General features: G+C 40.5%; 21 protein-coding genes. 11 read left to right on the forward strand and 10 right to left on the reverse strand.

The annotated features are described in order from the left end of the window. The first annotated feature begins 43 nt into the window (after nt 1–43). Both JIG37_RS04460 and JIG37_RS04465 read left to right on the forward strand, forming a co-directional pair. Entirely contained in the window at nt 44–826 is a 783-nt protein-coding gene (locus tag JIG37_RS04460; RefSeq protein ID WP_199528783.1) for an SDR family oxidoreductase, read from the forward strand. A gap of 1 nt (nt 827) precedes the next feature. Continuing rightward, nucleotides 828–1,826 carry an AraC family transcriptional regulator gene (locus JIG37_RS04465; RefSeq protein ID WP_199528784.1) on the forward strand — a complete coding sequence of 333 codons (999 nt, stop codon included), beginning with the start codon at nt 828–830 and terminating at the stop codon, nt 1,824–1,826. 86 nt (nt 1,827–1,912) lie between these two features. On the opposite strand, the gene JIG37_RS04470 is transcribed toward JIG37_RS04465, so the two are convergent. From JIG37_RS04470 to JIG37_RS04485, 4 genes are read right to left on the reverse strand one after another with little or no spacing between them, the layout of a single operon-like run. Further along, nucleotides 1,913–2,158 carry a hypothetical protein gene (locus JIG37_RS04470; protein WP_166338374.1) on the reverse strand — a complete coding sequence of 82 codons (246 nt, stop codon included), beginning with the start codon at nt 2,156–2,158 and terminating at the stop codon, nt 1,913–1,915. Further along, complete coding sequence (locus JIG37_RS04475; RefSeq protein ID WP_244664347.1) at nt 2,155–3,102, reverse strand: polysaccharide deacetylase family protein; 948 nt, start codon at nt 3,100–3,102, stop codon at nt 2,155–2,157. Before JIG37_RS04475 ends, JIG37_RS04470 begins: the two co-directional genes overlap by 4 nt. After that, nucleotides 3,103–4,203, reverse strand: coding sequence for an alkene reductase (locus JIG37_RS04480; RefSeq protein ID WP_138617928.1), 1,101 nt, complete (start codon nt 4,201–4,203; stop codon nt 3,103–3,105). An 11-nt stretch (nt 4,204–4,214) separates the two neighbouring features. Further along, nucleotides 4,215–4,631 carry a lactoylglutathione lyase gene (locus JIG37_RS04485; protein ID WP_166338370.1) on the reverse strand — a complete coding sequence of 139 codons (417 nt, stop codon included), beginning with the start codon at nt 4,629–4,631 and terminating at the stop codon, nt 4,215–4,217. A gap of 97 nt (nt 4,632–4,728) precedes the next feature. On the opposite strand from JIG37_RS04485, the gene JIG37_RS04490 reads away from it, so the two are divergent. Then, the gene (locus JIG37_RS04490; RefSeq protein ID WP_199528785.1) at nt 4,729–5,640 is read left to right on the forward strand and encodes a LysR family transcriptional regulator; all 912 of its coding nucleotides are present in this window, start codon (nt 4,729–4,731) and stop codon (nt 5,638–5,640) included. Nucleotides 5,641–5,679: 39 nt separating this feature from the next. On the opposite strand, the gene JIG37_RS04495 is transcribed toward JIG37_RS04490, so the two are convergent. From JIG37_RS04495 to JIG37_RS04505, 3 genes are all read right to left on the reverse strand, one after another. After that, nucleotides 5,680–7,641 carry a TonB-dependent receptor gene (locus tag JIG37_RS04495; protein WP_199528786.1) on the reverse strand — a complete coding sequence of 654 codons (1,962 nt, stop codon included), beginning with the start codon at nt 7,639–7,641 and terminating at the stop codon, nt 5,680–5,682. A 499-nt stretch (nt 7,642–8,140) separates the two neighbouring features. Further along, the gene (locus JIG37_RS04500) at nt 8,141–9,277 is read right to left on the reverse strand and encodes a serine hydrolase domain-containing protein (protein WP_199528787.1); all 1,137 of its coding nucleotides are present in this window, start codon (nt 9,275–9,277) and stop codon (nt 8,141–8,143) included. A 130-nt stretch (nt 9,278–9,407) separates the two neighbouring features. Further along, complete coding sequence (locus JIG37_RS04505) at nt 9,408–10,217, reverse strand: sulfite exporter TauE/SafE family protein (RefSeq protein WP_199528788.1); 810 nt, start codon at nt 10,215–10,217, stop codon at nt 9,408–9,410. A gap of 380 nt (nt 10,218–10,597) precedes the next feature. On the opposite strand from JIG37_RS04505, the gene JIG37_RS04510 reads away from it, so the two are divergent. From JIG37_RS04510 to JIG37_RS04520, 3 genes are all read left to right on the forward strand, one after another. Further along, nucleotides 10,598–11,575, forward strand: a complete 978-nt coding sequence (locus JIG37_RS04510; protein ID WP_054553489.1) for a DUF1852 domain-containing protein — start codon at nt 10,598–10,600, stop codon at nt 11,573–11,575. An 11-nt stretch (nt 11,576–11,586) separates the two neighbouring features. Further along, nucleotides 11,587–12,624: a methionine synthase gene (locus tag JIG37_RS04515; protein WP_199528789.1), complete on the forward strand. Its 1,038-nt coding sequence runs from the start codon at nt 11,587–11,589 to the stop codon at nt 12,622–12,624. A gap of 650 nt (nt 12,625–13,274) precedes the next feature. Beyond that, nucleotides 13,275–13,610, forward strand: a complete 336-nt coding sequence (locus JIG37_RS04520) for a hypothetical protein (RefSeq protein ID WP_054553487.1) — start codon at nt 13,275–13,277, stop codon at nt 13,608–13,610. A 34-nt stretch (nt 13,611–13,644) separates the two neighbouring features. Here JIG37_RS04520 and JIG37_RS04525 read toward each other — a convergent pair whose 3' ends face one another. Next, nucleotides 13,645–14,121 carry a hypothetical protein gene (locus JIG37_RS04525; protein ID WP_138599332.1) on the reverse strand — a complete coding sequence of 159 codons (477 nt, stop codon included), beginning with the start codon at nt 14,119–14,121 and terminating at the stop codon, nt 13,645–13,647. A gap of 42 nt (nt 14,122–14,163) precedes the next feature. Next, the gene (locus JIG37_RS04530) at nt 14,164–14,985 is read right to left on the reverse strand and encodes a hypothetical protein (protein ID WP_228482476.1); all 822 of its coding nucleotides are present in this window, start codon (nt 14,983–14,985) and stop codon (nt 14,164–14,166) included. 313 nt (nt 14,986–15,298) lie between these two features. Between JIG37_RS04530 and JIG37_RS04535 the strand changes: the two genes are divergently transcribed. From JIG37_RS04535 to JIG37_RS04555, 5 genes are all read left to right on the forward strand, one after another. Further along, nucleotides 15,299–16,873: an arylsulfatase gene (locus JIG37_RS04535; RefSeq protein ID WP_166338360.1), complete on the forward strand. Its 1,575-nt coding sequence runs from the start codon at nt 15,299–15,301 to the stop codon at nt 16,871–16,873. Between the two features lie 95 nt (nt 16,874–16,968). Next, entirely contained in the window at nt 16,969–17,505 is a 537-nt protein-coding gene (gene sigZ / locus JIG37_RS04540; protein ID WP_199528790.1) for an RNA polymerase sigma factor SigZ, read from the forward strand. A 63-nt stretch (nt 17,506–17,568) separates the two neighbouring features. Beyond that, entirely contained in the window at nt 17,569–18,279 is a 711-nt protein-coding gene (gene arsH, locus JIG37_RS04545) for an arsenical resistance protein ArsH (protein ID WP_199528791.1), read from the forward strand. 149 nt (nt 18,280–18,428) lie between these two features. After that, nucleotides 18,429–20,261, forward strand: coding sequence for a GGDEF domain-containing protein (locus JIG37_RS04550; protein ID WP_199528792.1), 1,833 nt, complete (start codon nt 18,429–18,431; stop codon nt 20,259–20,261). 182 nt (nt 20,262–20,443) lie between these two features. Next, nucleotides 20,444–20,920: a hypothetical protein gene (locus JIG37_RS04555; protein ID WP_054553476.1), complete on the forward strand. Its 477-nt coding sequence runs from the start codon at nt 20,444–20,446 to the stop codon at nt 20,918–20,920. A gap of 3 nt (nt 20,921–20,923) precedes the next feature. Here the strand turns inward: JIG37_RS04555 and JIG37_RS04560 are convergent, their stop codons facing one another. After that, the gene (locus JIG37_RS04560) at nt 20,924–22,129 is read right to left on the reverse strand and encodes an anhydro-N-acetylmuramic acid kinase (protein ID WP_199528793.1); all 1,206 of its coding nucleotides are present in this window, start codon (nt 22,127–22,129) and stop codon (nt 20,924–20,926) included. Between the last annotated feature and the right edge of the window lie 191 nt (nt 22,130–22,320).

A 22,320-nucleotide genomic window follows, 5' to 3' on the forward strand; every position in this document is an offset into this window, starting at 1 on the left:
ATGCATATAACAAAACAACAGCTCAAATTAATGGAGTACAAACATGACATCAACAGCATTGATCACTGGCGCCTCAAACGGGATTGGTTTAGAACTTGCGCATATTCACGCACAGCATGGCGATAATTTAGTGCTGGTAGCTCGTTCAAAAGACAAACTGAATGATCTTAAACAACAGCTTGAATCAAAACACAACGTAAAGGTTACGGTTATTGCTGCCGATTTATCTAAGCCAGATTCAGCTGAGTATGTTTTTACACGTACTGAGGCACTTGGTTTGCACATAGATATTTTGGTGAATAATGCCGGCATTGGCGGACATGGCAAGTTTCATGAGCGTGATCTCAGTGCAGAACAAACGATGATGCAACTTAATATTGTGACATTAACAGACCTAAGCCACTATTACTTACAAGGCATGGTTGAGCGAAATCGTGGCAAAATTTTAAATATTTCGTCTACAGCTTCCTTTATGCCCGGCCCACTGCAAGCGGTATATTATGCAACGAAAGCGTTTGTGACTTCATTCAGTCAAGCAATTGCAGAAGAAGTAAAAGATAAAAACATTACGGTCACCGCGTTATGCCCAGGAACAGTAGCAACAGGCTTTGTTGAAGCAGGTGATCTACAAGGGGTAGATGCTTGGAAGAATGCTAAATCAGCGCATTCTGTGGCACTGTGTGGTTACAAGGCAATGCAAAAAGGTCAGTTAATTGCTTTTAATGAAGCGCCGCTTAAGTTTATGCTCAATTGGGTGATCCCTTTATTGCCTCGCAAAACTGTGTTAAAAATTTCTCGTCAGTTTATGGAAAAAAGCGGAAACTAATATGAAACGAGCCAGCAAGTTTTTGATCCCTCCCAACTGGCAAGTATTACTCAATGATTTAGAAATCAACCTAGAAGAGGCACTGGCTTATGCCCAGTTGCCTTCAGGTTTATTTTCTCAAGATAAAGTATACTTAACGCCCGCTCAATACTTCCAATTATGGCAGGGTGTAGAGACAGCAGCAAACGGCATTGAGTTACCCTTAAAACTTGCCGAAGTAATGACAATAGAATCATTTGACGTACCAATTTTTGCCGCGATCTGTAGCCCAAACTTAAATGCTGCTTTAGCGAGGTTACAACAGTACAAACCACTAATTGGCCCTATGGAGCTAGCACTTGAAATTACCAATACTCATACAAAAGCCCAAGTAAGCTGTTATGGTTTTATTGATACGCTGCCCAAGTGCTACAGCTTGGCTGAACTGGTATTTTTTACACAACTAACTCGCCTTGCTACTCGAAAACAAATTAACCCTGTTACGGTTATTGTGCCAGAGCTACCTGAAAAGCTTATGGAATACGAAGCCTACTTTGGTTGCCCGTTGAAAGTGGGGAGTACCCCTAGCGTGACATTTTTAGCAGAAGATGCAAAAGCGCCATTTTTAACCAGTAATCAGGTGATGTTGTCATGCTTTGAGGGAGATTTAAAACGTAAGCTGCAAGATGTTATCAGCGAACAAAGCCTTACTGATAAGGTATCAAGTATTTTGTTTAAATCCCTACCTCAAGGGCAAAGTAACATTGAGCATATTGCCTCAGAGCTGGCACTCAGCAAACGCTCTCTACAACGAAAACTAACAGCTGAAAAGCAAAGTTATCAAAAAGTCTTACAACAAGTACGAGAAGATCTTGCGCAGCACTACTTAATGCAAACTGAGTTACCAATTATCGAAATCGCCTTTTTACTCGGTTTTAGCGAAACAAATTCGTTTGTTCGCGCTTACAGTAGCTGGACGGGTGTTTCTCCCGCCCATAAGCGCACACAAGTGAGACACTAGTTTTTTGTTAAGCCAACTAAAAGCCTAGCTAAAGGCTGCTTAACAATAGCAGCCTTACTGGACACACCATAACCGATACGTAAAAGCTAATGTTTCTGCCTTAAATCTCTTTCAAATTCAGTTTCTGTTTTAACTGGATTGCAACGCGTTATAACTTCAGTTTTGCCAACTTTTTCAGGTTCGTCAGAGCTATAAATCGTGGTGCTATAACTTCGATCTATTTCCCCTGGACAGTGATGATCTGCGATTACTACATCCTCAAACTCACCCGTTTGCTGCTGTGAGGCGCAACCAGATAAAAGTAGTGCAATAAAGGTTACTGTGTATTTCATAACAAATCCTCTGTAAAAGTACGGGGCTGATTTTTTGGCACATTGTCTTGGCGTAACATCCATTTTGCTATGTCATCTTTACGCATAAACTTAACCCCTTTGTGCTGCTTTGCATAGGTTATAAAGTCGTCCAACGCTTTCACTCTGGCGGGAGTGCCCGCTAATCTATCGTGAGCACTGATAGACATCATCCTTCTACGTTGTTTGCCTTCTTTGTAGAGCACATCAAACTCGTCTTTAAGCTCTTGTAAATATGCCTTACCAGTCATGGCTGTGCTGCCAGTGTAACGAACTATATCGTTGTTTCTAAACGTGTATGGAACAACAACAATGTCGTCACTTCCAACAGGTGTTAGCGATGGCTCATCACGAGATAAATCGTCTATGTGGTAAATAAAACCTAATTCTTTAAGAATTTTGAGGGTATTTTTTGAATGCCTCATCCAAAAAGCGTTAAAGCCCACAGGCCGCTGCCCTGTTACTTTTTCAATGATATTTGCACTTTTTATGTATGACTGTCGCTCTTGCTCTTCACTCATAGAGTATTGAGGGGTCCATGTTTGTCCGTGCCCTGATGCTTCATGCCCGCGTAGAACCACTTCTTTTGCTAACTCAGGGTTTAACTCAACAGCTCTGCCAACCATGTGAGAGGTGACTTTAATATCATGCTTATCCCATAAATCTAGCAGCCTAGGAATGCCCTCGTTCATGCCGTATTGGTACCAAGAAGGCGAAATGGTGTCAGGATACCCAACCTCTTGCGGTGGAAACGGGCCCGGATCTGATTGGTCTTGCGCTGTGGCCTCAAACTGCATCGAAATAGAGATCACAAGTTGAGCATCATCAGGCCAAAATGCAGATGTTGCCTCCTTAGCCTGAGCAACACCTAAGCAACTTAAAACAAATACCGACGCAATTAAAATTGGCTTTAAAAATTTCATCATTTATTCCCCCTGAAATACTGGATAGTCTGTGTAACCTTGCTCATCACCACCAAATAAAGTAGTAGGATCTGATATTTCATTTAGAGGTAAATTGTGCTCTAAGCGATAAGGTAAATCTGGATTTGCAATAAACTTTCTGCCAAATGCAACATAGTCAACTAAGCCTTCACCAATGAGTTTATCGGCCTTTGCTAATGTGTAGTTTCCTGCCACCACAATTTTTCCATTAAAGATTTCACGTAATTTAACTCTAAACTCATCGGTTACGAGGGGAGCATCATCCCAATCAGCTTCCGCTAAATGCAGATAAGCAATGCCAAGTTCATCAAACTTTTTAGCTAAATATAGAATGACATCGATTGCTTGCGGATCATCCATGCCTCTTTGTGTAATAAAAGGTGCTAATCGAATAGCCGTTTTTTCTGGGCCGATAGCTTGACTAATTGCAGTAATGATTTGCAGCGCGAACTTTGCTCTATTTTCAATATTACCGCCGTATTCGTCACTACGTTTATTTGATGTTTGTCTTAGAAATTGATCAATTAAATAGCCATTACCTGCATGTACCTCAACGCCATCAAACCCTGCTTCAATCGCATTTAAAGCAGCTTGTTTATAGTCTTGAACGATGCCCTTTATTTCATTGGTCGATAATTCACGTGGTGTAGGACAATCAAGCATTTGGCCTTCGCCATTTTCATCAACCACCCACACTTGCGCATTTGGGGCAATAGCACTTGGCGCAACCGGCAAGCCGTCTGGATGAAAGACACTATGCGACATTCTGCCAACATGCCATAACTGAGAAAAAATGAGTCCATTGTGCTGATGAACGGCTTGCGTTACTTTGCGCCATCCGTTGATTTGCTCTTCAGTATAAATCCCGGGGGTAAATGAGTAGCCCTTTCCTTGTGCAGAAATTTGCGTCGCCTCTGATACTATAAAACCCGCACTGGCTCGTTGCGCATAATATTCTGCCATTAGACTTGTCGGAATATCACCTGGTTGAGCCGTACGTGAACGGGTCATAGGAGCCATTACTATTTTATTTGCGGTTTTATGATGACCAATTTGGTCTGGATTAAATACTCTATTTTTCATGTGTGTACCTTTTAAATAAGCTCGCTGCGTGTAAATAAAATTTCTATTTTTAAGCCATCAGGCCCTTGAATAAACACTTGATGCTCATTCGCTGCCGGCACTTCCCGCTCAACGAATGGTATTGAAGTTGCTTTTAGCCGTGCTTTAACTTCTTGATAATCAGTTGCAAAGAAAGCAAGGTGGTCAACCGTTGATAAGCCAACTGCTTCTGTTGATACCGAAGCTTGGCTTAAGTAATCAGATTGCGATTCATTTATGCCAAACTTAGCTGCTATATGAATGCATGGCGTATCCAAGTCGTCATATAACCAAACACCATCAAAACCAAATGCTGGCCTTGGCCCCTTTTTAAGGCCTAACGACGACTCTAAAAACTGAGCCATGTGCTGGATATTCGTTGCTAAAAGCAGAGCGTGATTAAGCTGCATTTCTATCTCCTTCAAGTGATGAAATGAGTTTAACTATTTTGACTAAATTTATAATTAGCCTTAGAGTTAAATCAGTATTCATTAAAACTGAAGAATAATGTCAAAAATTGATGATATGGCGCTTTTTGTTCACGTTGTAAAAGCGGGAGGGTTAGCCGCTGCGGGAAGAAAATTGGGGCTTTCGCCTGCAAGTATGACAGCACGAATTAATAAAATTGAGCAAAATTACGATACGCGATTATTAACGCGTAATACGCGCAGTATTGCCTTAACAGATGCAGGTGAACGTTTTTATAGTGGCTGTTTAAGAGTATTAGCAGAAGTCGAAAACACAGAAAACATACTTCAAGAGTCGCAACAAAACCTAAGAGGCCAGCTAAAACTCTCTGCAACATCAGACTTTGGTCGCCAGTTTGTTGCACCCGCATTAGCAGAATTCATCAATAATCACCCAAATGTTAAACCGCATTTAGTACTGACAGATGGGGTCACCAATATAGTTGAGGAAGGTATTGATCTGGCATTTAGATTCGGCAATTTGCCTGATAGTAACTTGATTAGCCGCCCGCTATGTAATAACCGCCGTGTGCTATGCGCCTCACCTAGCTATATAAAATCGTTTGGTTTGCCAAGACATCCCGAAGATTTAAAAAATCATCGTTGCCTTGTACTTGAGCGGCTTGGGCAACCACTAAATGACTGGCATTTTGAGGTAGATAACACGCACTTTTCTATCAAAGTAGCTCCCCACCTTTCATGCTCAGACGGTGAGGTGATAAGACGCTGGGCAAATCAAGGCCATGGCATAGCCTTAAAATCATACATTGATATCAAAAATGACCTCAAAACAGGCGACCTTATTTTGATACTAGATGAGTATGTTCGAGGCTTTAGCCACAGCGATAAAAAAAGTGTCGGCCTACAGGTGATATATCCGAGCAGGCAATTTCAACCTCGGCAAGTGAAAGCGTTTATAGAGTTTTTTGAGTGTTGGTTTAAAAATAAGTAAGCCGCCCAACAAAGTATGAGCGGCTTGGGTATTTATTAATTAACCACCAAATTGAATTCGCATGCCTGCATTAACGGTAAAACCGTCATTTCGAGACCATATATCAGTTGTCCAGCGTCCACTTGCAGCTTGCTCAGGCAAGGTGAGCGGATGTTCTTTTGTTTGACGAACGTTAAGTAAGTTCTCTGCGTTTACAAACCAGCTTACGTTGCCCGTGGTTATTTGACCTAACAGCCCCAAATGCCAATATGGTTTGCTTCGTTCAAGGTAAGGGTTGTCTTCAAGATGCTGAGTACCAGTATAATAGGCTTCAAAACCAACTAGATGACTGCCATGCTCCTCCCACATTACAACCAGCCCAGCCGAGTGCTCTGGTGTTAGAGTGAGTTTTTCGCGACCATACCCTGCCTGATTTTGCTTCGTTGCATCGGTATATAAATAGCTGCCGGTAAACTTAATATCATGCCAGCGATAGCGCATTAAAAACTCTGCGCCTCTGATTTGTGTTTGCCCTTGGCTGTTTACAAGTCGAACGGCTTTTTCACTGCCAACTTGAGAGGCTTCAAGCTCTGTAACATGCTCAATATTTGATGAAAATAACGTTATGCTGGTTTCTAAATCACCAGCAATGTAGCTAATATCGAATGAAGCTGTATCTGCTTGCTCTGCTTGTAAGTCATTAATGGGCTCAAGCTGTGATAAACCGACCTCATCAATTTCTTCAATAAAAGGAGTTGGTGCAAAATACCCTTTGCCATATGCACCTCTAAATAGCCAGTTTTCTGGATTATAGAGTACAGAAAATCGAGGACTAAATTGATTGCCATACTCACTGTGATCATCTGCACGAGCACTCACTGACATTGATAAGTCATCCGTTGCTTGGTAATCAATTTGTGAAAACAGTCCTGGCACCTCATAACGATAATCAAACGCCGAAAATGTCTGTGAGGAAAACTGCTCTGTTTGATATGCAACACCTAGCAACCAAGCAGTATTGTGCAAATAACCTGACACACTCGACTCAAGTAAATAACTATTATGCTTATCTTGTTCAAATACCTGACCGTACTGGTGATCATGATCTTGTTCCATTGCTGAGCCACGAACATTTAAATCAAGTTCTTCAGCTAATGCTTGATCATAAACAAAACCTAAGTCTGTTCTGAGTGTATCTTGCTGCTGCACAAATGGCAGGCCATCAGGCATTAAAGCCCCAGCTTCAGTGCCACCTTTACGCTGTTCTTTCATCCCTCCAAGAGTTAAGTAGAGGTTTTCTCCATTTTCGCCTTGATAGTAAAGCCTAGGCCTTGCAGTGACCCGTTCATACTGTGCCATATCTATCCAACCATCATCATCCAGATCCTGTTTTGCTTGATGATGAATGCCCGCTGTCAAAGAGCTTGCGAACGACTCATTGATCGGGGCCGATAAATAGGTTGTTACATCTTGGCCATCTTTAGATGTCGCATTAAGCAATACCTCGCCGCCAAACTCGTCGGCAGGTGTTCGCGAAATTAAGTTAATTACACCACCAAGTGCTGAACCACCATATAAAGATGAGGCAGAACCTTTAATTATCTCAACATTTGCAAGATCAGTAGGTGGAATTTGTAAAAGGCCAATCGAAGCCGTTTGCCCACCATAAAGTGGCAAGCCATCGCTTAGTAACTGGGTATATCGACCATACAAACCTTGCAAACGAATATTCGCGCTGCCTAGTGATGGTGATGTTGTTTGCACCCTAACCCCCCCTGTTTCAGCAACTAACATCGAAATATTTCCAGGCCGCATTAATGCCTTTTCTTGAACTTCTTCACCGTTAATAATCTCAGTGCGAGTAGCTGATTCTGTCACAATACGCCCTAAACGTGACGCTCTGACCTGAATTCGCTCGATACTTTTTTCTTCATGATGATGTTCATCTTCATGTGCAATTGTATAACCAGCCGATGGCAATAGCAGTGTAACCGCGGCTAATTTAAATAGTCTTTGACGCATTTTTACCTCTTAGAATGCTTATTGTAATGACAAATAAATTTTCATTAACCAGCACCTATAGGCGAGCAAATGCCAACTTATAGGTTTTGGTTAAGAGGTAAAAATGGGTGGGCGATATAATTGCCGTGCAATTAAGTTCGGGGGGTGTTGCTGATCACTGAATCGAAAACCAGCAAAATAGGGCAGCTTAATTTTTTTAACTTCAAGGTCTAAATACAAGATTGGTGAGCATAAACTTGCTATGCAAGAACACCCTAATTCACAGCAATCGATATTGCAGCAATCATTAGTTTCACTCAGGCTGATTTGGATGGTTGCGCTATCAAGTGCAGCGAGCTGATAAATATCTTCACTTTCACAAGGTAACTCAGACGGCGACGCAATAACCTGCCCTACAAAAGAGAGCAAAACACACATTATCACCAACCAAGTTGAACAAAGCTTAGACATTTAATTTAAATCTGAAATAAGTTACGGGTCATTGTAACACTCATTGCGCTTATTTTGCTTGTAATGTTAAGTAATCACTCATCACTTTTTCAAGCTGGGCATAGTCTTTTTGCTGAGTAACAGCTCCTGCTACCACCACCTGCGTTGTTGGTTCATACATCACCAAAGTGCCCCAAAAGCCACCATGTTGATAAACCAAAGTGCCGTTATATTCTTTTGCAAATACACCTAAACGATAAGGGCTACCTGCAGGTAAGCCTTTATTAGAGAGCATGAGTTTGAGCGTTTCTGGGTGTTTGAAGACCTTACCTGAAAATAAAGCCTGATAAAATTTAGCCATACCGATTGGACTGGCAACAAGCCCACCGCCACCGTATAAATCGACAGTTGGACTCCAATTAAAGGTGTCGGTGCCGTACAAGTATTGATGCACGCGTCGTGACTCATCCACAGCAACTGAATCACCCCGTTCCCAGATCACATTTTCAATATGATTTTTGTCGAAACTTAAGTATTTACGAACCGCTTCAGGCAAGGGTAAATCTGTCACTCTTTCAATAATATGGCCGAGTAACACATATCCGGTATCTGAATATGAAAAAAGCTCGCCAGGTTTGCCAACTGGGTCGCCCCACTCTACACACCCTTTAATTTGCTCGCGCATCGTAATATCTTGCTGCGGATTTGCCATTATGCCAGCTAAATACTGATCGCTTTGAGCGTGATCGTATAGCCCTGCCGTATGACTCAGCACTTGCTTAAGCGTCATTTTATCAAGGGCATAGCCATCGCTTTCAAGAAACGCAAAAAAGTCGTCAGAAATTAACTTATCAAGTGTTGTATCAAGATTTAATTTACCTTCTTCATGCAAACGTAGCACCGTTGCTGCAGTGAAGGTTTTAGTCACGCTGGCAATTCTAAATAAACTGTTAGGGTTAATAACTTGCGGCGCATTTTCTTTACTTTGCTTTACCGTTGAAAAAGCATGTCCATCATCAACAATCACATGAAGTGCAAAACCTGTAAGGGGAGCTTGTTGGTGTGCATTGAGAACTTGGCCCATTAAAGCGTGGTGAGTTTCGAGTGGCTTTGTAGGCTCAGCAGTCACTGGCAAAGCCAACATTGATAGAGCAACAAATAAAGAGCTTAGCGTTTTTTTACTTGCTAGAGAGCACCGACGATCCATAACAGGTTCCTTAAAAAATGAATCCTTTATTAGCGCCTAAAGCCAAAATAAGCGCGCAGTTAAGCAGCCTAATTACTACTTAACTGACATTAACAAACGACTTTCGTGTTGTCGAATTAATAAGTTAACACTATTTTGTAAGCATATTCACAGCCATAATAACCAACAGCCCAGCAAATATTTTTTTAATAGTAGAGACGGGTAAATGATGCGTTGCTTTTGCACCTAATGGTGCGGTAAACCACGAAGTACAAACAATACCAAACAAGGCAGGCAAATAAACAAATCCAGCAAAGCCCTCTTTTAATGTAAAGTACTGACTGCCTGAGCTGATGTAACCCACAGAGCCAAATAGCGCAATGACAACACCGCACGCCGAGGCACAGCCAATGGCTTTTTTCATATCGACCGAGAAAAACGTCAGTAGCGGCACAAGTACCGCACCACCGCCAATACCTATCATGGCAGATAGACCCCCCGTGATGGTTGTATAAAGTGTCAAAAGGCCTTTATTAGGTAGCGTTCGTGTTGTTTGGCTATCGTTTTTACTGCTGAAAATCATTTTTAATGCAATAAGCACCACACTCACAGCGAATACAATTCGCACCACATTTGCGGGTAATAGCGAAGCCAAAAAGCCACTGATAAGTGCGCCTAGTGCAACCCCTGTCATTACCCACGGAGCCAATTGCCAAGGCACATTACCATTTTTGTGGTGAGCAATAGCTGATGACGTTGAAGTAAAAAGAATTGAGGCGAGCGATGTAGCAATCGCCACCAGCACCACTTGCTCTGCGGGTAACACCTGAAAATGCAGCAAGATCATGCTTAATATAGGCACGATCACTAGGCCTCCACCAATTCCTAACAGCCCAGCTAAAAAGCCAACCCCGCTACCAAGTATGGCGCAAGCGATAATAAGCACGATTAATTCATTCATTGTATTTGTCTGTGTTGTTGATTTGTGAAACCGAGTATAACAACAATAAAGTACGGGGTTGCTCTCAAAAGTCCTGTTAAGTAGTGAATATTACTCACGTTTTATATGAAATTACTGCAACTTCAACATATGACTTTAGAAATCTAGACGTCCAAAATGACTTTAAAGCATTTTTTCATTCCCAGTTGCTGTTTTTAGAACTAAGACAACAAAGCAGCATGAATCTGCCTCATGTTTTACCTGAAATAAAAACGTTTTTCTTCATGATAGTAAGAACGTATAAATTTATTAGCGCTGCAGAGCAACCTAAGGTTAATGACCTAGCGATTTAAGGAAGGTGAGCAGCAATCATTTATCTCAGGACTTTTGGATACATTGCCATGAACAACGATTTCAGATTTACAATTAAAAGTATTTGCCTCGACGAAAATTATCATCCGTCAAATAGCACACGACTTACCACAAACTTTGCGAACCTAGCTCGCGGTGAAAGTCGCCAGCAGAATTTACGTAACGCCTTAAAAATGATTGATAGTCGCTTTAATGCGCTAGCAAACTGGGATAACCCGCAAGGCAACCGCTACTCAGTAGAGCTTGAGATCATTTCTGTTGATTTAGAAATTGCACAAAGCGCAGAGGCATTCCCGTCAATTGAAGTACTAAAAACGAATATCATTGATCACCAAACTAATGAACGTATCGAAGGTATTGTTGGTAATAACTTTTCATCTTACGTGCGCGATTATGATTTTAGCGTCCTGCTGCTTGATCATAACAAAGCAAAAAGCGAATTTAGCATTCCCGAAAACTTTGGTGACTTACACGGTAAACTATTTAAATACTTTATTGACTCAGAAACTTACAAACAGCACTTTAAAAAGCCACCGGTTATTTGTTTAAGCGTGTCTGATAACAAAACGTACCACCGCACAGAAAACCAACACCCAATTTTAGGTGTTGAGTACCAACCAAATGAGTCCTCATTAACCGAGCAATACTTTAAAAAAATGGGCTTGCAGGTGCGCTATTTTATGCCACCAAACACAGTTGCTCCGCTGGCGTTTTATTTCTTTGGTGACTTGCTGAACGATTACACCAACTTAGAGTTGATCAGCACGATTAGCACTATGGAAACATTCCAAAAAATCTACCGTCCAGAAATTTATAACGCCAATGCCGTGGCGGGTAGTTGCTATCAACCCAATTTAAGAAACGCCGATCACTCTATTACGCAAATTGTTTACGACCGTGAAGAGCGCAGTCAACTAGCGATTGCACAAGGTAAATTTACAGAGCAACACTTTATTAAGCCTTATCAATCAGTACTTGAAAAATGGTCTGCCAACTACGCAATTTAATGAGATTAAAAATGAAAAAATTATTACCAACATCAACAGCTGGCAGCTTACCAAAACCAGCTTGGCTTGCTGAGCCTGAAACCTTATGGTCACCTTGGAAATTGCAAGGAACAGAACTTATTGACGGCAAACAAGACGCACTGCGTGTTGCCTTACAAGAGCAGCAACAAGCTGGCGTTGATATCGTGAGCGACGGCGAGCAAACCCGCCAACACTTTGTAACGACCTTTATCGAACACTTAAATGGCGTTGATTTTGAGAACCGTAAAACAGTGACCATTCGTAATCGTTACGAAGCCAGTGTACCAAGTGTGATTGGCCCGGTGTCACGCAGCAAACCCGTGTTTGTTGAAGACGCCAAGTTTTTACGTTCGCAAACCAAGCAACCTATTAAATGGGCGTTGCCAGGGCCTATGACCATGATTGACACCTTGTATGACGCCCACTATCAAAGCCGTGAACAACTAGCATGGGAATTTGCCAAAATCCTCAATCAAGAGGCGAAAGAACTCGAAGCTGCGGGTGTTGATATTATTCAATTTGATGAGCCTGCGTTTAATGTGTTTTTCGATGATGTTAATGACTGGGGCATTAAGTGCCTCGAAAGAGCAATCGAAGGCTTAAAATGCGAAACCGCCGTGCACATTTGCTACGGCTATGGCATCAAAGCCAACACTGATTGGAAACAAACACTGGGCAATGAATGGCGTCAATATGAAGAAGTATTCCCAAAACTTCAAAAATCGAATATCGATATTATTTCACTTGAGTGCCACAACTCTCGCGTGCCCATTGAGCTATTAGCACTCATACGTGGAAAAAAAGTGATGGTTGGCGCCATTGATGTAGCGAGCAATGAAATTGAAACCCCTGAAGAGGTCGCACACACATTACGCGAAGCTCTGAAATACGTTGATGCCTACAAGCTTTACCCATGCACAAACTGCGGTATGGCTCCCCTCCCTCGCCACATAGCAAGCGCCAAACTCAGTGCATTGAGTAAAGGCGCAGAGATTGTAAGAGGCGAGGTTTTAGGGGCGAGAAGCTAGGTTCTAGAGGTAGTTAGCGAGTTACTAGGTGAAAGAGGAAAGTTGCTAGGTGCGAGGTTCGAGAGGCGAGGTGCGCATCTCCCTCGAGCCTTGTCGCCATAAATAGCGACCTACATGGTAGGTCGGGCTTTAGTCCGTCAGATTTTAAATTTAGTCTGAACCTGATTATGTAGCAGCGATTTCACATCGCGTTTATGATTTTATTATTGAGCAAGTAAGTTAGCGAGTTACTAGGGTCAAGTTACGAGGTGCGCATCTCCCTCGAGCCTTGTCGCCATAAATGGCGACCTACATGGTAGGTCGGGCTTTAGCCCGTCAGATTTTAAATTTAGTCTGAACCTGCTTGTGTAGCAGCGATTTCACATCGCGTTTTACCTCACCCATCACCCCTCGTTTCTCATTTCTCGTTTCTCGTTTCTCGTTTCTCGTAAAAATTTATCAATGCCACAGCATAAAGCCGATGCTACAACGTAGGCGTGAAACGTGTATCCTATCCTCTATCAACTAACTACTGCCCACCCCCTAATACTATTAAATCAACCCATTCAGAAAGAGTTAATCCAAAAGATGCAAAATTGGATTGGCTAAATTAATTACTTTTTGCTAGTTTTATTTGTACCCAATGGAAGGGCAAAGATTAAAGGATTAATATGAACGAATTTGATATTTTCATCAGAAATATTGTCTTAGATTGTATTCGCGAACAAGGCACCTGCAGTGATATTTGCGAAGAAGACGAACAGTTAACTTTTTATGTTGATATTGAAAACCACGATAACGTGATATCGCGCAAACAGTTTAAAGTGACTTATCCTATTAGCTACTCTATTCAATCGGCACTCAAGCATGAAACTGATCTGCTTAGATATTTAGACTCTGGCGAAATCAGAACGCCCTTTACAACTGATATTATCGAAGTACTCAAATCTGAGTTACAGGCCTTTATGTTCAGCAACAAACCACGTGGTGAATATCATATTTGCTAATTCTTGATTTATAGCCTGGTGACAAATTATCAGGCTATAACTCAATTAGCTCACCATTATAAATACGGTAGCGTAACGTGGTTTTCTTGCTGGGGCAGCAACGAGGATCATTTTCATCATATGTACGTAATTGTATGACAAGCTCTTCGCCTACCTTATTTGTACTTTCTACAACTCCGTTAAAAGAAATAGACGACAACTCGTTATAACCGTCATTTTGAACCTTAATAAGAGTCAGCTTCTCTAACCAAACATTGCCTGATTGATAAGTCCAAAATATAGAGACTCTGCCATCAATATGCTCATAAAAACGCTTTAACCGGCCAACTTCATCATCAGAGACTAACTCTGGAAAATGATCTTTATATTGGCTTTGAATAAACGCATCAACTTGCTGCTGTATTTGCTGCTCGGTGGCATACCCTGTTAAAGATACAAATAGTGCTATTAAACCAAAACTTTTCAACCCAAACCGAGAGTTCTTTAATCTATATTTTTTAAATGAGCTCATAATTCACTCTATTGATTTATACACTTTTTGATAAAAATAGACTTAATTTGTTTGATAATAAAAGCTTGTCTCAGAGAGTGGTTTTATTACGTCATACTCAAGGCCAATTGCATTTCTATCACCTTTCCTAGGTATATTACTTTTGTCTAAAAGTACCACCCCCCAATGATTATCGCTAAGGCCGCCAAAAATTACATTTACGCTGTCATTCTTATCTTTTGTGACAGCTGCAACTTTATGTTTAATCATTAAATCTCTGAGCTTTTGAGAATAAGCTGATAGCTCCATCAAACTAGAGGCTGTATCAGGTGATAGAATTTTATAATCGGCAGATGGGACAAAACCCGCATACTTTGATGGTGTATAGCTTAATAATTGAGTTGGGGAGTAAAAAGTATTGTTAATACGATAAACATTCGGCGCAGTTAATTGTACAAGGTTCAAGCTAATGTTATTTTTAAAAGCTAAGATTTGCTCCTCCGATACAGCTAAAAATGAGCTAATTTGCTTTAGCCTTTGTTCCGTACACTTATCTTTTTTACAAATAACTAAATTAGGAAGTTTTGTTCCAACCTGCGGTTCTACATTTAAAAACTGACTACCAAGCACGCCTAAATTAAAGTTAGTAAACGCTTGCTTATCTTTGTCATTTTTCAATTTTGTGGCATGAATATCAAAGATGCTAAACGGGTAAAAAGAGGGTAAGTAAGCAAGCTCTAAATCGGTTTGCGGCATCATTTCATCCATGTGCTTTAAAACCGCGCGATACTCTTGATCTATCTCATTATTAAAGTAGGCTGGCATGTCAGCCATTGCAGTAACAGAAAATAGAAAAGCACCACTAAGAAGCATCTTATTTAGCATAAAAAAGTAATTCCTTTTAATTAAATTTACACTGAGGACAATACCATTTAAGGCACAAAAATCATATTTTTGAGATAAAACTTATAGCAGCGCCATACCTTTAGTAATAATAAAAAAACATGAACTCATATTTCATTCTAGAATTAATAAACTCGCCATTAAGTTCATCTCCTCGCAAAACTAGCACAATAAAACTGGCCATATTTCCAACAGCTGATATTCTTAATAAAGACTAAAAATTCAGAATAACTAGATTTATATCAAATAGTTAATATATATGAGTGAATTCATCCCCCTTAACAAGGAGTAAAGTATGAAAAGGTTTTTAGTTCTCAGTCTGTTAATCGCATCATTTTCTGTGGTTGCAGAAAAAAATGTATTCAATGATGCAATCGTTGAAAAGCCAAATATGGAGCCAGCCATTCCTCGCCCTGAACAAGAGAAAGTTGCGGTCTCAAAGCTAAAGAATCTCGAAGCTAAGCAAGGCAGAAAGCCAAATGTTCTTGTTTTACTAGTAGATGATTTAGGCTGGGGTGACCCTGGAGTGTATGGTGGCGGTGCAGCGATAGGTGCTCCCACTCCTAATATAGATAAACTGGCAAACGAAGGGCTTCGCCTCACATCAATGTATTCACAACCAACTTGCACATCTTCTCGAGCTGCACTGACAACTGGTAGATTACCCGTAAGAAGTGGCTTAGTTCGCCCTATTCTAACTGGCGATAAAGTGACACAAAATCCGTGGGAGAAAGAAGTATCTCAAGGTAAGCTATTATCTAAAGTGGGCTATAAAACGGCGCTAATCGGTAAATGGCATGTTGGTGAAGCTGAGGGAATGCTTCCTCATGAGGTAGGTTTTGATTATTTCTATGGCCTCCCATCAGTTCAATCAGATTACACCCAATTTTTGGTAGAGCGCCAATATGCCGACATGATGACGAACAAAGAGCTTTACACTAAAGCTTCTCAGCTGCGTCCTGAAGGCCTGATAAAAGGCCGCAAAGGTGGTAAGCGTGAAGTTGCGTATCCAATTAATAGTATTGAAGATATCTCAATGATTGATCAGGTATTGCGAGATGAGTCTGTAAAATTTATAAACCAAGCTGTTGATGAAGGGAAACCATTTTATTTAATTCATTCTTTTTCAAAGATCCATAACGACAACTACCCAGCTCCAAAATACAAAGGCGCAAGCCCAGCTGCAATGCCCGTTCGCGATGCTATGGTCGAAGTTGATGATATTACAGGTGAACTTGTTGCTCTATTAAAAGAAAAAGGGCAGCTAGAAAATACACTGATTATTTTCACTTCAGATAATGGCCCTAATGAAGATACTTGGCCAGATAGTGGCTATTCGCCGTGGCGTGGTGGTAAAGGAACAACATGGGAAGGAGGAGTTAGAATTCCCGGCATTGCTTACTGGAAAGGCATGATATCTGCTGGGCAGGTCAATAATGGCTTAATGGACCTCACCGATATCTACATGACTTCTTTACGATTAGGTGGTGTTATTGATGAGCTTCCGAGTAATATGTATTTCGATGGCATAGATCAAACAGCTTTCTTACTAGCTGATAATGGCAAATCACGACGTCAAGTTGTGTATATGTGGAGCCGTGAAGATTTCACAGCACTTCGCTGGTTAGACTACAAAATTCATTTTAAAGTGTTCAATACTGCAGTGCCAAGACGCAACATTGATGCATCATTCTTATTAGATATCGGAACGGCGCCTTGGGTTTTCAATTTAAATATGGACCCTAAAGAAATGGCAAGCACAGGGCACCAATATTTTGAATGGGGCATGCCTCAAGCGACTAAGTTTATGAAAGCACACATAGCCACAATGAAAAAATACCCAAATACGGATATAGGACTCGGACTCTAATCTTATTTGGTATAGTAATTAAAATGAGCCTGCCACATGCAGGCTCTGTACTATTTTTGATAAACTAACGATTAAATCCCAACAACGATACTATTATGTCCATCGAACAAATCTGGCTTGAATACAAAAATAGTTTACGTGCTTTTTTAACCACAAAAATATCGAACCCTGCTGATGTTGAAGAGCTTTTACAAGATATTCTGTTAAAAACACACCTTAATATTCATCACTTACAAGATCAGCGAAGTTTAAAGGCTTGGTTATTTCAAATAGCACACCATGTTATTGTTGACTTTTATAGGCGTCAAAATAAGCATGTAGAAATAGAGCTTGATGATATTATTTCGCAACAAGAAAACAAAACCGTAAAAGCTGAACTCATAAAGTGCATTGAACCTTTTTTACAAGCTATGCCTGAAGAAGAAGCGGATCTAATTAGAAAAATAGATCTCGAAGGATACCCTCAAAAAGAGGAAGCTTTGAAGTTAAACATCAGCTACTCAACCTACAAATCAAGGCTGCAAAAAAGTCGCTCAAAATTGAAGGCATTATTCGATTGTTGTTGTGACTTTGAAATCGATAAGTACGGCAACTTAGTTGATTACCACCCCAAACAAAAAAAGTTCTGCTAACACTTCGTCTTTTTGAAAAACATTACGTCTTACTAGGTAAGCCTCAATCATTCAGGAGATGTAATGAAATACTTAAATGATGCAAAGTTTGACGTAACCCCGACTTTCGATAATGCAAGCACAAGCAAACCTCGAGTTTTAATTTTATACGGGTCTTTACGAGAAACGTCGTTTAGCCGTTTTGCTAGTGAAGAAGCCGCAAGAATACTTGAACACTTAGGTGCTCAAGTTAAAATATTTAACCCAGATGGATTACCATTATTTGATAATGGAGAGTCAGTAAACAATCAAAAAGTACAAGAGCTGCGAAAGCTTGTGAAATGGTCAGAAGCACAGGTTTGGTGCTCACCTGAAATTCACGGCAATATGTCAGCTGTGCTCAAGAATCAAATAGATTGGATCCCACTTACTGATGGTGCTGTTAGACCAACACAAGGTAAGACGCTAGCCGTAATGCAGGTATCTGGCGGTTCGCAAAGCTTTAATGCTGTAAATAACATGCGCATTCTTGGTCGCTGGATGCGTATGTTAACGATACCAAATCAGTCATCAGTCGCAAAAGCTTGGCAAGAGTTTGACGAGGCTGGCAATATGAAAGAGTCGTCGTTTAGAATGCGCATTGTCGATGTGATGGAAGAGTTAATTAAATTTACTTTACTAACTAGAGACAAGCTGGACTGGCTCGTAGACCGATATAGCGAAAGGCAAGCGGCTGCGAACTTACAAACAACTAAATTAGTGGATGACAGTAAAGTGCTTGAACCAAACTCTTAACTTTAACAACTTTCCACAAGGCTGTTCAATGAAGTTCAGCCTTATGCTATTTGACCAAAACAAACCTGCTACATTCACTATGAATGCTAGCCAGAACATCTGCAAAATTAATATTATGGATAATAATTCCTGACGGAGTAACATTTAAAATGTTTAGGGTTTTTTGCTTTCTATTATTCTCTTCTCAGCTTGCTGCTACTGAAGTAGAAAACGAAATAAACAAAGTTTTTCAAGGCTTTACAACGAAAGCCGAGGCTATAGCTATCTTAAGCAAATTAGAAAAACAAATGCCTTATGAAAATGCGCTAGATAATGCGCAAGTAATGGCGTTTAAATGTTGGTTTTCTAATGTATCAACTCCAAACGGGATTAGTGAATACAAACAGTTTCTAGAAACAGCCAAACCAGTCATTCAACAAGCAAACAATTTAAGCTTAATACAGGAACTTGCTGTCTGTGAAGCAAACCAAGAGTATACACAAGGTAATTATCAAACAGCTCTAGAACACTTAAAACCAATAATTAACACCACGTCAGTAGAAAACACAATCTCCCCTAAGCAATTGTCGACCATCGCTACTGCCCACATAGTACTTAACCGTATTCAGTTAACTAAAGGCAACTATCAAGAGGCATTCGACTCTGCTAAAACTGCTTATCAGCTATTTGAAAAAGCAGGTAATGACTACGAAAAAGCACTTGCATTAAAAGAAATTGCCGATATTCACATAGCGTTGTACAACTATGAACTTGCAATTGAACAACTGCAGCGAGCCAAATTAGCGTTAAAGAAATTCAATGAGCAAGAGCACTACAAAGTAACGGATCAACTCGCGTATACCTACGAAGAAAAAGGCGACTTAATAAAGGCAATTGAGCTATACAAGTCGATTAAAAAAGATGTTCGTCGTTTCGAAAGCGACAACGGCTATGCTTACATATTGATAAAACTTACGGAACTCAATATAAAACTTAATAGTTTATCTCAGGCTGATTCATATCTAACTGAGTTAAACACGCTTTCTGTTACAGACAGCTGGATTTTGACTCTTTACAACCTCACTAAGTCAGAATGGTACTTAGCTAACTCTCAATTGCAAGCCGCCCTTACATCTTATGAGAAGATAGCCGGGCATAATCAATCATGGCCCACTAACTTAAGGGAACGCTATTTAAATTTAACCTCTCGGCTCGCAGCTGCAAGAGGAGATACTTACTTACAAATAGCATCTCAACAACAATTAATCGCTATAATTAGGGATAAACAACAAGCTATCGCAAATAACACACTTATTTCTGCCAGGTTAAACTTTAATTATGAACAACAGAACCTTGAGATTTCTCGTTTAGAGCATGAGTCAAAGCTACAACAAAAACTTTTAGCAGTGGCCGAAGATAAGTCTTTTTGGCAAGGCTTAACTGTGATAATAACTTGCGTGTGTTTACTCTTATTCGCCGTTTATACATTTAAACAAGTTCGCCAGAAAAAGTACTTTGAAGTTCTCGCTTTAAAAGATGAATTAACAGGGATAGCGAATCGAAGAGCTATTTTAAATTTAAAACAAAGTGTCATGCTGCAAAACAAACTAAATCAGCAAATCAGCTCATTAATTTCTATCGATATCGATCATTTTAAAGCGGTCAATGATCAATACGGTCATGATATTGGTGATGAATTAATCATATCCATAACCAATACGATTGTGCAAACAGTCCGTTGTTCCGATCGAGTAGGACGTGTCGGCGGAGAAGAGTTTTTAATTGTGCTTGAGAATCAGTCTTTAGAGCACGCAAAAGACATTGCTGAACGTATTAGGCTTTCTGTTGCCGAAAAGGAACATACATCTTTGTTTATAAGCGCAACGATAAGCTTAGGTGTTATTGAAATTGCACCAAACGAAACGTCAGAACAGGCTACCAAAAGAGTCGACTTACACCTTTATGAGGCAAAAAGAGGAGGGCGAAATGCTGTTTATTCTTAGTTTTACGAAGGAGTTCAACAACAATCAAAAAAGACAGACTAATATCCGACCAAACGAATCAAATATTCAACTTTCCTCTGTTTCTGAAATAAATAATCCGCAATATGACAATAGTCATAATTCTGTCATTTAACTGATCAATAATTGACGCTAATTTAATCACCTAACGTAATGAAGAAGTAATGGACAGTGCCTTGGTGCAACTTTCGTTTGCACTCCCCTCTAGTGAAGACCCTTTATGTGCTGCACTTGCGCATACTATGGAATACGAACAATTGCATTTTGCGGCTAATGAGCAAAAGCGTGTTGTGTTTTGTTGTGTGCTACCAGATGATGCCCATGAAGGCGATGTGATCTCTATCAGTGCAACCCGCCCTGATGCGCGCGAATCGGCGTATTTTACTGCACACACTTTAACGCAACACGATCTAGAACAGCACGTTATAATGCTTACCTTAGAAAACGTTACTCATAGTGGTGAATTTGTATTGCAATTAATGCTACACGGCTTGCATGCAACACTTAAAGACAGCGCCCAGTTTGATGTCAGTATTGCAGCTAGCACATCACCAGAGCTATTAACTTCTGAGCAAGCTAAAAACCAGGGCTTACGCCATTACATTAGTAATATTGGCGCAAGCTTTTTAGCCTTTTTCTAGAGCCTAGTCAGCAAAGCTAATTTTACCCATGGTAATATCGGGGATCCCTTGCTCGGTATTACCAAAGCGTTGTTGCCCACCCGACAGACATTCGTTCGCTAAAATAGCAAATAACACAGCTTCTTTTGCATCTGGATTAATCCCCAACGAATCGGTATTTTTTATCTCAGAAAGCGCTGGGCAATTAGCCAAAATAATGTCCATTAATAATGGGTTATGGACCCCACCACCACTGGCGTATACAGCCACATCGGTCAAACCTTCGCTGCATTGGTTAATTGCTTTAGCAATCATTGCTCCTGAAAACTGCACTAAGGTTGCCATCACATCAAAGTGCGATAAGTTCTGCGTATTCGAGCGTGCTTGTGCTGCAGCTAAATAGTCTAGATTAAACACTTCTGGCCCCGTGGTTTTTGGAAACCCTAAAGCAAAAAATGCATCATCACACAGCGCTGCGAGCAAATCTTCGCTTACCGTGCCTTTTGCTGCAATAGCGGCATCTTTATCATAATGAAGTGGTGTAAAATAACGCTGCACATAAGCATCCATAATGGTATTGCCGGGGCCTATATCAGAGCTAAAAACTGCTCGTGCGTCTGCAGACTTAGGTAGGTAGGTTAAGTTTGCAATGCCGCCCATATTAAGCAAAATACGGTTTTCGCTGGTGCTTGTGAAATACAAGTAGTCACCATATACAGCAAGCGGCGCACCTTCACCACCCGCTGCAATGTGCTTTTGTCTAAAATCAGCTATGGTTGTAATACCTGCAGTCACGGCTAAATGATCGCTGTCACCAATTTGTAGTGTTGCATTACCATATTCTGCACGCTTGTGTTGGTTTTTAGGGCAGTGATAAATAGTTTGTCCGTGACTGGCAATCACATCAACAAGTTCTTTTGCTACTCCCCAGCTGGCTAACGTTTTGGCAACCATTTCACCATGTAATTGACCAATCCAAGGATTGAGTAAAGTGACTTCTTCAAGGTCACATTCGCGTTTGGCGAACACTCGCTTTACACGCGTTTTATAATCATCGTCGTAGTCGACCGTCGTAAACTTTACGACTTCGACATGAGTATCCATGCCTTGCCCTGATACTTCGCATAGCGCAATATCAAGGCCATCTAATGAGGTGCCACTCATTAGACCAATTATTAATTTTTTTTCTTTTTTTGCGCTTAAATACAGTTTTTCAATATGTTGATGCATAAATAAATCACTTAAAATCAGCTTATTAGATGTAAATAAGCGGGTTAACGACTTGGAATAGTTTATATTTTAAAATAATAGATTTAAAGAATAATTATTGCAAAGACTTTTAAATTGCTTTAAAACTGTACCGGTGAGCTCCCCAAAAGGAGAGCACACAAGCATCATAACAAAAAGTATGACTCATTAAA

Source organism: Pseudoalteromonas sp. bablab_jr010, from assembly GCF_016464105.1.
GTDB lineage: Bacteria > Pseudomonadota > Gammaproteobacteria > Enterobacterales > Alteromonadaceae > Pseudoalteromonas > Pseudoalteromonas simplex.